This is a genomic window from Pedobacter arcticus A12 (assembly GCF_000302595.1).
Lineage (GTDB): Bacteria > Bacteroidota > Bacteroidia > Sphingobacteriales > Sphingobacteriaceae > Pseudopedobacter > Pseudopedobacter arcticus.
The window spans coordinates 61217-75141 of the sequence record NZ_AKZJ01000014.1 but is presented as its reverse complement, the minus strand read 5'-3'; the positions used below and the strand labels follow the sequence as shown (position 1 = coordinate 75141).

Below are 13925 nucleotides of genomic sequence, written 5' to 3'. Positions count from 1 at the left end.
TTAGCTTTGCTAATTATTATTATGAAAAGAATTTTTATTGCCAACATCATCACATCATTATTCTTTCTTGCATCTTGTGCGGTACAAAAAGTTAAACCTGTAGCTTATCAGAACATTGCCGATTTGGTTAATAATTCAGCGGTTTTAAACCAACATCACGTAGGTTTTTTGCTTAAAGAAATTGGCACTGAAAAAGTGCTGTTCCAAAAAAATTCTGCTAAATATTTTATCCCCGCATCAAACACAAAACTATTGACTTTTTATACGGCTTTAAACATGCTGGGGGATTCTGTACCGTCTATAGAATATGCAATCCGTAAAGATTCCTTGTTTATTTGGCCAATGGCAGATGCTTCCTTTTTACACCCCGCTTTTAAAAACCACCAGGCTTTCGATTTTATTAAAAACTCTGGTAAAAACGTTTACCTAATTAATGGCAGGTACAAAGGAGAAAAATTTGGAAAAGGTTGGGGCTGGGATGACTATAACGACTATTACCAAACAGAACTTTCTGCTTTTCCGATGTATGGAAACGTGATAAACATCAACAATAACGGTTCTGGTAAGTTGGCATACTATCCTGATCTGGCTTCTATGTATCTCGGTGATATTTCGGTTTCTCAGAACTTGAAAACTGTAAAAAGAGATTTAGACAACAACAACCTAACTGTCCCTGCAAAGTTTAGCCCTGATTTTAAACAGACTATCCCCTTACGAGTAGACAAATCAACGATTACTAACCTATTGTCTGACACGTTGCTAGCAACTGGGCTGGTACTTAAACAAGTAGAAACACTGCCTTGGAGAAAAGTACCCATCAATGCCAAAACTATTTACGGAGTAAAAGCCGACAGCCTTTATAAACAAATGCTACAACAAAGCGATAATTTTATAGCAGAGGAAATATTGTTAAACTGCGCTGCTGCTAATCATTTAGTTATGCGTACAGATAGTGTGATTTCCGTTGCCAACAAAAACCTATTTGCACAACTGCCTGATAAAATACAATGGTTAGATGGTTCGGGGCTGTCTCGCCAAAACCTAATTACTCCAAGGGATCTTACCACCGTTTTGCAAAAAATTTATGATAAAGTTGGAAATGAGAACCGCCTGTTTAGCCTATTCCCTGCTGGTGGAAACTCTGGAACGTTAAAAAATATGTTCGTTTCTACTGATAAACCTTTCGTATTTGCCAAAACCGGAACAATGTCTAATAACTATAACCTAAGTGGTTATTTGATTGGTGCATCGGGCAAAAAATACCTGTTCTCTTTTATGAATAACCATTACGTTTCTACTCCTCAAGCCGTAAAAGCAGAAGTAGAACGGATTTTGACTTTTATTCACGATAATTATTGATTTAATAGTTGGAGGTCCGTTAAAACACAAGGTTGTAATAGATACTGAAAACCCTTTTCCGTTCAAAATATTATTAAAGCCCAAAACATTCTTTAAACAACACCCCCAACCCTCCGTGGTTAAAAACAACTCATCGTTATAAAAAAATCAGTTTCCTCTGTGTTAAAGCAACCACCTTAGTAATTCCAAAAAGCATCTTCAATATGTTTGATCTCATAACGCTCAAAACCTTTTTTAAACAGCACTGCAATTACATCAAACCTAATCTCGCCTTGGTGGTTTTTCGCAAAAACATATTCATTAGCGGCATTAGAAAGTAGCTTTTGCTTTTTAGCATCTACAAAATCCTCGGGCAAACCAAAACCAGTTCCAGACCTGGCTTTTACCTCTATAAAAACAATCGTATTTTCTTTAGTAACAATCAGGTCAACTTCTGCCCGACTAAACCTCCAGTTTTCTTCTAAAGTTTGATAGCCTTTGGTTTCCAGAAATTCTTTAGCGAGCTGTTCGGCGTGGTTGCCGTCGTCATTATGGCGAGCCATTATTTGATAATTACAGAGCCCAGATAATTAGAAATATATTTCTCAACCTCCTTTAGGTCTAAATATTCCTTCATTAAAATCATCACATTATCTTGGTCTTTCTCTGCTTTTATAGCTTCTTGCTTGGCAGCAATAATGCTTCCTATTTTCTTTTTCTTCAGATGAAAAATAGCGCCCATAACAGTTCCATGTAGTTTTTCAGTTTCATCTGGTACCGTGATATTATGCATATTATACCAGTTTTCGCTCAAGATATAAGGCGTGGAAATTAATGAAACCGCCAATGACGAGATTTCCCTGTCTTGGTGCTGAATAAAATCCTTTTCCTTTGGCAAACGTCCTTGCTCTAACTCCTCTTTATAGTATTTCACCACCTTTGCATAAAGCGCATTGCTAAAAACCACATCGTCTAAGTGTAAAACAATATAAGGCCCAATGTAGGTGTCGGTGGTATCGTCCCAATTTGCCATTCTATCGCCATACATCAATAACACCCGCAACATGTCACGTTCTTGGTATTCATCGCTTGCTACAGGCGTCTCATACATCATCGCCTCCACGTCTGGTGGCGGACTATCGTCAAAATGCGGTCTTGGTGTTTCCTTTTTGATTTTGCTCAAACGCATTTTATTCAATTCAGAAATTAAAATGCGTTCTTCCATTTGCAGCAAGGTGCTACACTCCCTTAAAAACACCGAAGCTTTAATGGCATCAGGAATTTTTGCAATGCTTTCTACCACTTCCCTAATTACGCCGGCTTTTTTTATCGGGTCATTTTCGGCATCTTTTAAAAGAATCTCTGTTTTATAAAAAATGAAATCCTTTTTATTCTTATCAATATGCGTTTTAAAAGCTGCAGCTCCTAGCTTTTGAATGTACGAATCTGGGTCATGCCCATCTGGAAAAGAGACAACCCTAACGTCTAAGCCTTCCTCCAAAATCATATCTAAACCACGTAAAGAAGCCTTGATACCGGCTGCATCTCCATCGTACAAAATGGTTACACTTTTTGTAAATCGACCGATCAACCTAATCTGCTCGGTAGTAAGTGAAGTCCCAGATGATGAAACTACATTTTCAACACCTGCTTGTTGTACCGAAAGAACATCGGCATAACCTTCTACCAAATAGCAATTGTCTAAATCCCGAATTGCTTTTTTAGCTTGAAACAAGCCGTAAAGCACATTAGACTTATGGTAAATCACACTTTCTGGCGAGTTAACATATTTTGGAACGGCTTTATCCGTTTTTAAAGTTCTACCGCCAAAACCAATTATCCGCCCTGTAAAACTGTGAATTGGAAACATTACCCGGCCACGGAAACGGTCGTAAACCCTACCTTGGTCGTTCTTAATCACCAAGCCAACTTCCTCTAAAAATTCTTGCTGGTAACCGTCTTTTACCGCTCCATCTAACAAAGCACTCCAATCATCCGGCGAATAACCCAGCTGAAATTTTTTGATGATATCGTCTCTAAAACCACGCTCTTTAAAATAACCTAAGCCAATGGTTTTTCCATCCTCACTGTTCCACATCCGGTCCTCAAAAAACGAAGCCGCATAGTTAGAAACAATGTATAAACTCTCCCTACGATCTTGAGCTTGTTTAAATTCTGGCGTTACTTCGGTTTCTTCAACCTCAATATTGTATTTATTGGCAACGTATTTTAAAGCTTCCGGGTACGAATATTTCTCATGCTCCATGATAAAATGGACAGAATCTCCTCCTTTTCCACAACCGAAACACTTAAAAATCCCTTTGGCCGGAGAAACATGAAACGACGGTGATTTCTCATTATGAAAAGGGCATAACCCAGTTAAACTGGATCCCCGTTTTTTTAGATGTACAAAATCACCAACTACTTCCTCTATTAAAGCAGTTTCTAAAATCTTATCAATGGTTTCCTTTTTTATCACGGGAGAACAAAATTGCAGAAAATAAAGGGTCTTAGCAATTAAATTGAATGCGCATTTTTATGGGCGTTTAAACACGCTATCCGCTCATACTGCACAAAGCATTAGCCACAGGCCGGTATCCGCTACTATCGTTAACGCGAGATTTCGGAAGTTTAAAATTATTTCCTCTGTCTCTCGTGGTCGGTGTTGTCACTCTATAACTAATCTAGTGTAAACTCATTGATTGAATAATAATTAGCGCTCACTGATGGTGCGGTGACAACACCAACTTTAACAAAACATATTTAAATATGAGAACAAGAAATGGTAGTTTATTTATACTTTTTTATCGTAGGAAATTAAAAAAATACAAATTATAAGTAGCTAATTACCATCCGGATATGGCTTCACTTAAGCTTAATGACAATTTTATGACCTATATACTACTAAGCTAATCATATGTTTGCCGCGAAAATTTTTACTAAAAACTTAACATTATGAAAAGATTATTTATTGCCCTGACTGTAATTGCAGGATTGTCATTCTCTGCAAATGCTCAAGAATTTGGATTTAAAAAAGGTGATATCCTTGTAGAAGGAAACGTTGGCTTTAATTCTAGTGACAACAAAAACGCAGAAGTAAAAACAAATGAGTTCAATTTTTCTCCAAAAGCTGGCTTTTTCTTATCAGACAAGGTTGCTGTTGGTGTTGCATTAAATATTGCTTCTGACAAAACAGAAAATTACAGCACAGGTGGAACAACTACAAAAACTAGCGGTCTTGGTTTTGGTGTTTTTGGACGTTACTATTTCTTAGAATTAGGTAAGCGTTTTAAAACTTATACTGAAGCTGGTTTAGGTTATTCTACATCCAAAACAGAAGTTGGAGGTACTACAGGTCCAAAGACTAATACAATCGATTTCAACTTAGGCGTGGGTGTAAACTACTTTGTAACAGAAAGACTTGCACTTAACGTAGGCTTAACAAACCTAATTAATGTTGGAAGTTCTAAAGTTGATGTTAGCGGTGCTAAAGCTACTACTAGCTACGGTGTACAGGTTGGCGGAATTAACAACATCCTTAATGCTGCTACATTCGGTTTAGCATACAAGTTTTAATTAAACAACAACATTATTGATATTTAAAGCGCCTGCAGATGAACTGCAGGCGCTTTCTTTGTTCTTTATTTATGATTCGATGATAACACCGACCATAGGAGGAGTGGGAGGTCACCGAACAAAAAAACTTCCCTTGCGGTTGGTGTTATCACCAATCCGCTATAAGTTCTGATGATGAGGCTCATGTAATTTGATATGAGGGAAACAGCGACTGTAGAACGTCGAAGAAAAGTGAAAAGATAAAAGATTACTGCGTTAAAGCAAACTGAATCAAATTTGCGCCCATTTTAAGCGCTTTCTCCCGACTCGCAGGTGAATCTTCGGGATAGGTGCCAAAGTCTTCCCAACCGTTCCCTAAATCACATTCGTAAGTGTAAAAACAAACAACCCTTCCTTTATAAATTAACGCAAAACCTTGGGCTCTTTTACCGTCATGCTCATGGATTTTTGGTAATCCGTTCGGAAATTTGAATTTCTGACTATAAACAGGATGGTTTGACGGCAATTCAACAAAGTCCAATTCGGGAAAAACCTTTTTCATTTGTGGCCTAATAAATTTATCTAAGCCATAGTTGTCGTCAATATGCAAAAAACCGCCTGCCAATAAATACTTTCTCAAATTTTCAGCTTCTTGATTGGAGAACACGACGTTTCCATGGCCTGTTAAATAAACAAAGGGATAATTGAATAAATCTCGACTACCAACTTCTACGGTGGCATCTTCTGGCGCAATTTGCGTTCCTAAATTCTGATTACAAAAAGCGATTAAATTAGGTAAAGCTGTACGGTTAGCATACCAATCGCCACCGCCATTATATTTTAGTTTAGCAATTTTATAGGTGGGATTCGTAAACGAAAGTAAAAAGTAGAAAGTAAAAAGTAGAAAGGCACAAAGCCCTACACTTTTAACTTTTGACTTTAAACTCTTAACTCTCAGCATCGATTCAGATAATTGATTTCAAAACATGCTTCTAAAGCCGCAGTCTCCGTCCTTAACCTGCTTTCGCCTAAAGTTATGGGAACAAATCCGCTTTGCAAAGCCAGCTCTATTTCTGTGGTAGAAAAATCGCCCTCCGGACCAATTAAAACAAGGTAATTAAGTTGTTTTTTAAATCCCTCTTTAATCGCTGATTTTTGATTTTCCTCGCAATGGGCTATGTATTTAACATCAGCCTTAGCTTTAGAAATAAATTCTCTAAAAGATTGTTGCGGATTTAAAAGCGGATGATAAGCTTTAAGTGACTGCTTGATAGCTGTAGTAATAATTTTGTTGGAACGATCGGTTTTTACTTCCTTCCGTTCGGAACGGTCACAGATTATAGGGGTAATTTCATCGATACCAATTTCGGTAGCTTTCTCTAAAAACCACTCAAACCTGTCGATGTTTTTTGTTGGTGCAACAGCAATATGTAGGTAGTGGTTACGCTTTGCGTATTCCTGTTGCGCTTCAACGATATGTAGTTCTGTTCGCTTTGGATGATCACTTATAATCTCGGCTAGGTAAAAACCACCTTTACCATCAATTAGATTTACTTTATCGCCAACTTTCAACCTTAAAACTCGGATGCAGTGTTTGCTTTCTTCCTCATTCAACTGATAAATGGTTGATTTGATATCAGGCGTATAAAATAAATGCATGATTTTAATGATTATCTACCTGTTCTGATTTTTCTACAAATAATTGCAATTTAACAGACTCAATATTCTGATCTACTTTTTTAAGAATGGTAAAAGTGTAGCCATTAAAATCTTTAGTTTCCCCAACTTCTGGAATTTTACCAAAAATTTCGCTTAACAAACCGGCAACGGTATCATAATCTTCGTCTTCCGGTAAATCATGAGGTAAAAATTCGTTTGCGTCGTAAACAGAAGCAGATGCTGTTACGATAAATTCATCGTCAGACACTTTTTCTACCAAAGGTTTTTCCTCATCGTACTCATCTTGGATATCACCTACCAATTCCTCTACAATATCTTCTAAGGTAACCATACCAGCTGTTCCTCCAAACTCATCTAAAACAATGGCAATCTGCATACGCTTAAGCTTAAGCTCCGCCATTAAATCGTTGATTTTTTTTGATTCTGGAACAAACAAAGGCTTCCTTAAAATATCCTTCAAATTAAACTCGCCATGCCTTACCAATAATGATAAAATATCTTTTGCATTCACAATACCCACAATTTTATCAATCGTTTCATCGTAAACGGGTATCCTTGAATATCCCTCAGAAATTATGGTATCTAAAAGGTCTTCCTTAGAGTCTGACAATTCTATCGCTGATATTTTAGTTCGCGGAACCATGATGTTCTTTACCACACGCTCATTAAAATCAAATACGTTTTTAATCAATTCGTGTTCCGCTTTATCAATAGCACCAGACTCTTTACCCTGATCTAAAAGATATTGTAGCTCTTCTGACGAATGCAGAGCGTCATGCGAATCGGCTGCATTAATTCCGAATAGCTTTAAAATTAGATTTGCGAAGCCATTTAACACATAAATGAATGGCTTAAAAACCACATAAAAAACCTGTAAAGGTAAAGCGATAGCCATTGTGGTTGCCACCGGGCGCTGAATAGCTAAAGTCTTAGGTGCCAATTCACCAAAAACAATGTGCAACACTGTGATGATGGCAAAGGCTAAAACATGACCTAACGTTGTAGCTAAACTAGCTGATATCGGCAGGGACAAAAAGTTAAATATGTTGAGTACGAAAGCCGACATTACGCCTTCACCAACCCAACCTAAACCTAAAGATGCCAAGGTAATTCCTAACTGAGTTGCGGCCAAGTAGCCGTCTAAATGCCCAGTCATGTGTTTAGCAATATTGGCAACCCTGCTGCCAGTTTTTGCTTTTATTTCTATTTGAGAGCCACGTACTTTAACTATTGCAAACTCTGCTGCAACAAAAAATCCGTTAAGTAAAACCAAAAATATGGTTAAAAATATGTGAAATCCGCTTATCTCGAGGTGGGGGTCCATTTTTTATATTTTGTTTCTGAACGTAGAATTATATAATTCTATGCTTTCTTGTATCACTTTATAGGCGTAACTTTTTCCTAAAAGATGCTCTATAGTAACGTTTTTTTCTTCTAATGCCTTGTAATCCTGGAAAAACCGAACAATCTCTTTCATGGTATGTGGAGGAAGTTCTTTTAAATCTTCGATATAATTAACCGACATATCATTTTTAGCTACCGCGATGATTTTATCGTCCTGCTCACCGTTATCTACCATGTGCATTACCCCAATAACTTTTGCTTCTACAATTGACATTGGATAAACATCTGCAGCACAAAGCACCAAAATATCTAAAGGGTCATGATCATCGCAATAAGTTTGCGGGATGAAGCCGTAATTTGCTGGATACATTACAGAAGAGAACAACATCCTATCTAGCTTTAAAAGACCCGAATCTTTATCTATTTCGTATTTTGCTTTTGATCCTTTTGGAATTTCAATAATTGCGGTAACGCATTCTGGTGCATTTTCTCCGGGCGAAATGGAGTGCCAAGGGTGATGATTATTTATCATTTTCGATGTGTTCTGTTGTTTTACCTAAATTTCTTTTAAAAAAGGCTATTAATAATGGAATTGTAGTTAATGCTATAAATCCAAAAATAATATATCCTAAATAATTTTCTATCTCTTCTTTAAATTCTTTTCCTAAAAAGTAGCCTAATAATGTTAATGAAGTAATCCAAATGATTGCCCCAAAGATATTGTAAAAAGCGAACCGCTTAAGATCCAGCTTTACCACACCCGCAACAATTGGTGCAAACGTTCTAACAATTGGCACAAACCTTCCCATTATCAATGCGAAAGCTCCTTGCTTCCTATAGTAAGCCTCTGCTGCTTTTAAGTATTTCTTTTTAAAAAAGAAACTATCTTCCCTTTTATAAAGCATGGGCCCGGTTCGATAACCAAACCAGTAACCTACAAAGTTTCCTGCCGACGCAGCAAATATCAAACCAAGTACCATAGTAACAATACCAGTATCTAATTTGCCGGTAGCGACAAACATTCCCGCTAAAAATAAAAGATAATCTCCGGGAAGGAAAAACCCGAAAAACAAGCCTGTTTCTGCGAATACTACAAATACTATAAGATAAAAACCTCCTTGGCGGATAATTTCTTCAGCATTTGAAAATTTTGTGATGTGCTCCCAGATCTCATACATAGCTTCTTATAAAACTACAAATATTATTGTAATTTTATAATCATTCCGTTTTTAAAAAAAATCTGTGATTAAAGATGGGTAAACTCCCAACACAATTGTTGCAATAACCGATACGCCTAATACCAATTTATAATAAGCGTTAGATGGCACTTCCTTACGTTCTGCATCTTTAAAATACATAGCAACAATTACCTTGAAGTAGTAATATATAGAAATAACCGCGTTAATGATTGCCAATACAATTAACCATGTATGGTATTCTTGCAAAGCCGTTGAGAACATAAAAAACTTACCGATAAACCCTGCCGTCAACGGAATACCCGCGAAAGAAAGCATAGCCACAGTTACCGAGAAAGCCAAAAATGGATTCTTTTTACCTAAACCATTAAAGCTTTCAAAGTTCTCGCTACCGGTTTGTTCTTTAACCAATATCAAAACTCCAAACGCAATAATCGATGCCAAAGAATAGGCCGCTGCATAAACAAAAACTGCGTTAAAAGAACTTGCACCTAAAGCTACAATTGCAAATAACATATAACCAGCGTGTGAAACGCTAGAATAGGTTAACATTCTTTTGAAGTTAGTTTGAAATAATGCGGTAATATTCCCGATGAACAAAGTAAGAATGGTGATTCCCAGTAAGGTAGGCATCCAAAATTCTGAAAGTGGCGCAAAGCAAACAGAGAATATTCTTAAAAAAGCAGCGAAACCAGCTGTTTTTACTACCGTTGCCATAAACGTAGTAATCAATGTTGGTGAACCTTCATAAACATCTGGTACCCAGAAATGAAACGGAGCAGCACCAATTTTAAAACACATACCAACCATCACCAAAATAATCCCTACGTAAAAAATAGGATCAATCCCGGTTGGGCGATCTGTTACGTATTTTGCAATCTCGCTTAAATCAAACGAATGTGAAGCGCCATAAATTAATGCAATCCCGAACAGTAAAAAACCGGTAGAGAATGCACCCATTAAAAAATACTTTAATGCCGCTTCGTTAGATGCAAAATCACGCTTTTTGATACCTGCCAACACATATAAACTTACCGACATAATTTCTAAACCGATGAACAGCATAGATAAATTATGGTAAGAAACCATGACAATAATACCTACTAAAGCAAATAGGATGATGGTATAATATTCGGCAACGTTTTCACTGATTTTCTCGAAATACGTTTTTGAAAGCAGCAATATTAAAATAGTAGAGATAATGGTTAAGGCAGAAAAAGCAACTGCAAAATTGTCAAAATGCATCATCCCGCTAAAAATGGGCGATGCACCACTGTTCCACTCGCAAACTGCCAATGCTAAAGCACCTAATAATCCTAAGATACTAACAGGTAATAATGCATTTTTTGCTTTAAATAGTCCTAAATAAAGAACTACAAGGGCTAAAATTGATATAACTATTAAAGTGTTCATTCTTATGATTAAAACGCTAATTTACTATTTACTTGACCTATCAATTCTGTTACTGCTGACTCAGAAATATGTAGAACTGGCTGTGGATACACACCGATAATGATAACTAAAGCACAAACAATACTTAAAAGCACAACCTCAGATCCTTTGATGTCTTTGAACGATGCAGTGAGATCGTTTAAAGTTCCTTGCATCACGTCTTTGTACAGCCTTAATAAATAAACCGCCGCAAATATGATTGTTAAACCTGCGATACCGGCTGCCCAGATATTAAACTTGTAAACACCTAATAACAACAGGAACTCTCCGATGAATCCGTTTGTTAAAGGCAATGCAACTGCACCTAATAAAATAATCAAAAAAGCTATAGAAAGCTTTGGAGCGATTTTAGCAATACCGCCCATCGATGCTATTTCCCTGGTTTTTAAACGATCTATGATGATATCTGCTACAAAAAACAGCCCCAATACGTTAATACCGTGATTGATCATTTGAATCATTGCACCTTGTACGCCTTGCACATTCCACGTAAAAACACCAGCGGCAATTAAACCCACGTGAGCTATCGAAGAATAAGCAATTAAACGTTTGATATCTTTTTGTTTGAAAGCAATAATCGAAGCATAAACGATTCCGATGATGCAAAGGATCAATGCTAGTTCTTTCCATTGTAAAAAACCAATTGGTACCACAGGAATCAACCATCTGATTACTCCGTAAATACCCATTTTTAACATGATTGCTGCTAAAAGCATGGTTCCAATAGTTGGAGACTCTGCATAGGTATTTGGTTGCCAAGTATGGAAAGGGAAAACTGGCATTTTAACTGCAAAAGCGATAAAGAAACACCAGAATAACCAGCCCTGTGTAGCGCTATCTAAACTAAGTGCATAAAAAGCTTCGATATCATAGGTGTTTCCTGGAGTTTGTAAATGCAGATAGATAATTCCTAAAAGCATAAACAATGAACCTGCAAACGTATAGATGAAAAACTTCATCGTTACTTTAATTCTGTCTGCACCACCCCAGATTGCGGCGATGAAATAAATAGGGATTAAAGACGCTTCCCATCCTACGTAAAACAAGAACGCATCAGACGCTGTAAACACAACCAGTAAACCCGATTGCATAAACAAAACCAATGCAAATAAAGCCGAAGGATTTTTAAAAGTTCTTTGGAAACCAGATAAGATGATAAGCGGAACCAAACCTGTGGTCAACAATACCATCAACATGCTAATTCCATCAATACCCGCTTTAAAGCTGATACCCAATTGAGGAATCCAAGGGAGGTCAACTACAAACTGCTTTCCTGCTTCGGGCAAAAAGTTACAGAGCATGGTTACTGCAAAGCCCAAAGTGATGATGGAACTAATTAAAGCGGTTTGCTTTGCATAATTTTTATTCAATAGAACTGCTATTGAACCCACTAAAGGAAAAAATAATAAGATTAATAAATTCATCTATTCTCTAATTCGAAACCCTAAAATTTAAAAAAACTATATGCCAACACCACCACAACGCCCACAACCATCGCGAAAATATAAAAACCAACGTTTCCGGTCTGTAACAAACGGAAGCCTTTACTTGCCTCGATAGGTGCTTTTGCAACGCCGTTTACAATACCATCTATACCTGCCTTATCAACTACTTTATAGAAAAACACCGAAAGTGCATCTAAAGGTTTGGTGATGATGGCTGCGTAAAATTCGTCGAAGTAAAATTTGTTGTATGATATTTTAGCTAACGCTGATCTGTTCTCGCTATCAGAAATAGGCACATGTGCATTTTTAACATATTTGAAATAAGCAAAGCCGATTGCTATGATTACCCCACCTACGGAAATCCCCATTAACATATATTCTGTGGAATGAGATAACGCTAATTCGCCTAAACGTGAGGTTGAGCCTTCAAATACGGGCGCTAAATAACTGGCTAACCAATGTCCACCGCCTAATACTTCTGGAACGTTGATAAAACCACCCACCACAGAAAGTATCGCCAGAATGATTAAAGGAATCGTCATTGAAAACGGAGACTCATGTAAATGACTTTTCTGTTCAGTTGTTCCTCTAAAAGAACCCCAGAAAGTTAAAAACATCATCCTGAACATATAGAATGCTGTTAACAGCGCACCTAAAACACCAATGATCCAAAGTACTTTATTATGTTCAAAAACATTCGCTAAAATCTCATCTTTAGAAAAGAAACCGGAGAAAGGAGGCAGACCAGAAATTGCAATTGTTGCCAATAACATGGTGATAAATGTGATTGGCAATTTCTTTTTTAGTCCACCCATATTCCGCATATCCTGTTCGTTACTCATTGCGTGAATTACAGAACCTGCGCCCAAGAATAATAGAGCTTTAAAGAAAGCGTGGGTAATTACGTGGAAAAAAGCCGCTGTATAAGCTCCAACACCTAATCCTAAAAACATGTAACCTAACTGCGAAACCGTAGAATAAGCCAGTACTTTTTTAATATCTGTTTGCGTAATCGCGATGATTGCAGCTATAATTGCTGTAGCTAACCCGATAACCGCTATAATGCTCATGGTAATTGGCGAAAGGCTAAACATGATGTTAGATCTCGCAATCATATAAATCCCTGCCGTTACCATAGTTGCCGCATGTATCAATGCAGAAACGGGAGTTGGTCCGGCCATTGCATCTGGTAACCAAGTAAACAAAGGCAATTGCGCTGATTTACCGGTTGTGCCTACAAATAACAAAATGGTAATCAATGTTAGCGTAGTATCGCCAGAAACCATTCCTTGTGCTTTGGGGAAAACATCTGTAAAGGTTGCACTTCCAAACGTTGCGATAATAATGAAAACGGCGATTAAGAATCCTAAATCACCAATTCTGTTCATGATGAAGGCTTTTTTAGCCGCATCAGCGAAAGCGCCATTTGTAAACCAAAAACCTATCAATAAATAAGAACACAATCCAACACCTTCCCAACCGATAAACATCACAATGTAGTTTGCTCCTAAAACAAGCAACAGCATGAAGAAAACAAATAAGTTTAGGTACGAGAAAAACTTACCATAACCAGCATCAGTTTTCATGTAACCCGTAGAGTAGATATGGATAAGCGATCCAATCCCGGTAATGATCAACAACATCAGGATACTTAACTGATCTATTTGGAACGCGAAAGGAATATTTACATTCCCTACTTTAATCCAATCAAATAAATTAATTATAACAGGTTCTACTGAATTAAATTCAAAGAATATCCCTAAACTAAAGCTAAAAGAAGCGATAACTGCTAAGCTTGCTATGGTTCCCAATACGGCTTTCGGCAACACATTTCTACCAACGCCACAAATTAGAAAACCAATAAAGGGGAATAACGGAATTAACCAAACTAAGTCTATCATCTAGCTTTATAAAA

The 13925-nt window shown here is 37.1% G+C and carries 12 protein-coding genes; 2 read left to right on the top strand and 10 right to left on the bottom strand.

Features of this window, described 5'->3' with window-relative positions:
- Positions 1 to 21 precede the first annotated feature (21 nt).
- On the top strand, positions 22 to 1359 hold the full coding sequence (locus B176_RS0100340) for a D-alanyl-D-alanine carboxypeptidase/D-alanyl-D-alanine-endopeptidase (protein WP_017256782.1): 1338 nt from the start codon (positions 22 to 24) through the stop codon (positions 1357 to 1359).
- 176 nt (positions 1360 to 1535) lie between these two features.
- Here B176_RS0100340 and B176_RS0100335 read toward each other — a convergent pair whose 3' ends face one another.
- Together B176_RS0100335 and dnaG are read right to left on the bottom strand one after the other, a co-directional pair.
- Positions 1536 to 1901 (bottom strand): YraN family protein, encoded by a 366-nt coding sequence (locus B176_RS0100335; protein ID WP_017256781.1) that lies wholly within the window; start codon positions 1899 to 1901, stop codon positions 1536 to 1538.
- A complete protein-coding gene (gene dnaG / locus B176_RS0100330) occupies positions 1901 to 3817 on the bottom strand; it encodes a DNA primase (RefSeq protein ID WP_017256780.1) in 1917 nt (638 codons plus the stop codon). The genes B176_RS0100335 and dnaG overlap by 1 nt, the downstream gene beginning before the upstream one ends.
- 476 nt (positions 3818 to 4293) lie before the next feature.
- Here dnaG and B176_RS0100325 point away from each other — a divergent pair, with 476 nt between their 5' ends.
- Positions 4294 to 4914, top strand: a complete 621-nt coding sequence (locus B176_RS0100325; protein ID WP_017256779.1) for an outer membrane beta-barrel protein — start codon at positions 4294 to 4296, stop codon at positions 4912 to 4914.
- 247 nt (positions 4915 to 5161) lie between these two features.
- Here B176_RS0100325 and B176_RS0100320 read toward each other — a convergent pair whose 3' ends face one another.
- From B176_RS0100320 to nuoL, 8 genes are read right to left on the bottom strand one after another with little or no spacing between them, the layout of a single operon-like run.
- Positions 5162 to 5854 (bottom strand): DUF4159 domain-containing protein, encoded by a 693-nt coding sequence (locus tag B176_RS0100320; protein ID WP_017256778.1) that lies wholly within the window; start codon positions 5852 to 5854, stop codon positions 5162 to 5164.
- The gene (locus B176_RS0100315; RefSeq protein ID WP_017256777.1) at positions 5848 to 6552 is read right to left on the bottom strand and encodes a 16S rRNA (uracil(1498)-N(3))-methyltransferase; all 705 of its coding nucleotides are present in this window, start codon (positions 6550 to 6552) and stop codon (positions 5848 to 5850) included. The genes B176_RS0100320 and B176_RS0100315 overlap by 7 nt, the downstream gene beginning before the upstream one ends.
- Before the next feature lie 4 nt (positions 6553 to 6556).
- The gene (locus B176_RS0100310) at positions 6557 to 7897 is read right to left on the bottom strand and encodes a hemolysin family protein (RefSeq protein WP_026063058.1); all 1341 of its coding nucleotides are present in this window, start codon (positions 7895 to 7897) and stop codon (positions 6557 to 6559) included.
- A gap of 3 nt (positions 7898 to 7900) precedes the next feature.
- On the bottom strand, positions 7901 to 8449 hold the full coding sequence (locus B176_RS0100305) for an inorganic diphosphatase (protein ID WP_017256775.1): 549 nt from the start codon (positions 8447 to 8449) through the stop codon (positions 7901 to 7903).
- Positions 8439 to 9095 (bottom strand): DedA family protein, encoded by a 657-nt coding sequence (locus tag B176_RS0100300; protein WP_017256774.1) that lies wholly within the window; start codon positions 9093 to 9095, stop codon positions 8439 to 8441. The genes B176_RS0100305 and B176_RS0100300 overlap by 11 nt, the downstream gene beginning before the upstream one ends.
- 51 nt (positions 9096 to 9146) lie before the next feature.
- Positions 9147 to 10526, bottom strand: coding sequence for an NADH-quinone oxidoreductase subunit N (locus B176_RS0100295; RefSeq protein WP_017256773.1), 1380 nt, complete (start codon positions 10524 to 10526; stop codon positions 9147 to 9149).
- A gap of 8 nt (positions 10527 to 10534) precedes the next feature.
- On the bottom strand, positions 10535 to 11989 hold the full coding sequence (locus tag B176_RS0100290; protein ID WP_017256772.1) for a complex I subunit 4 family protein: 1455 nt from the start codon (positions 11987 to 11989) through the stop codon (positions 10535 to 10537).
- Positions 11990 to 12009: 20 nt separating this feature from the next.
- A complete protein-coding gene (gene nuoL, locus B176_RS0100285; protein ID WP_017256771.1) occupies positions 12010 to 13911 on the bottom strand; it encodes an NADH-quinone oxidoreductase subunit L in 1902 nt (633 codons plus the stop codon).
- Positions 13912 to 13925 lie beyond the last annotated feature (14 nt).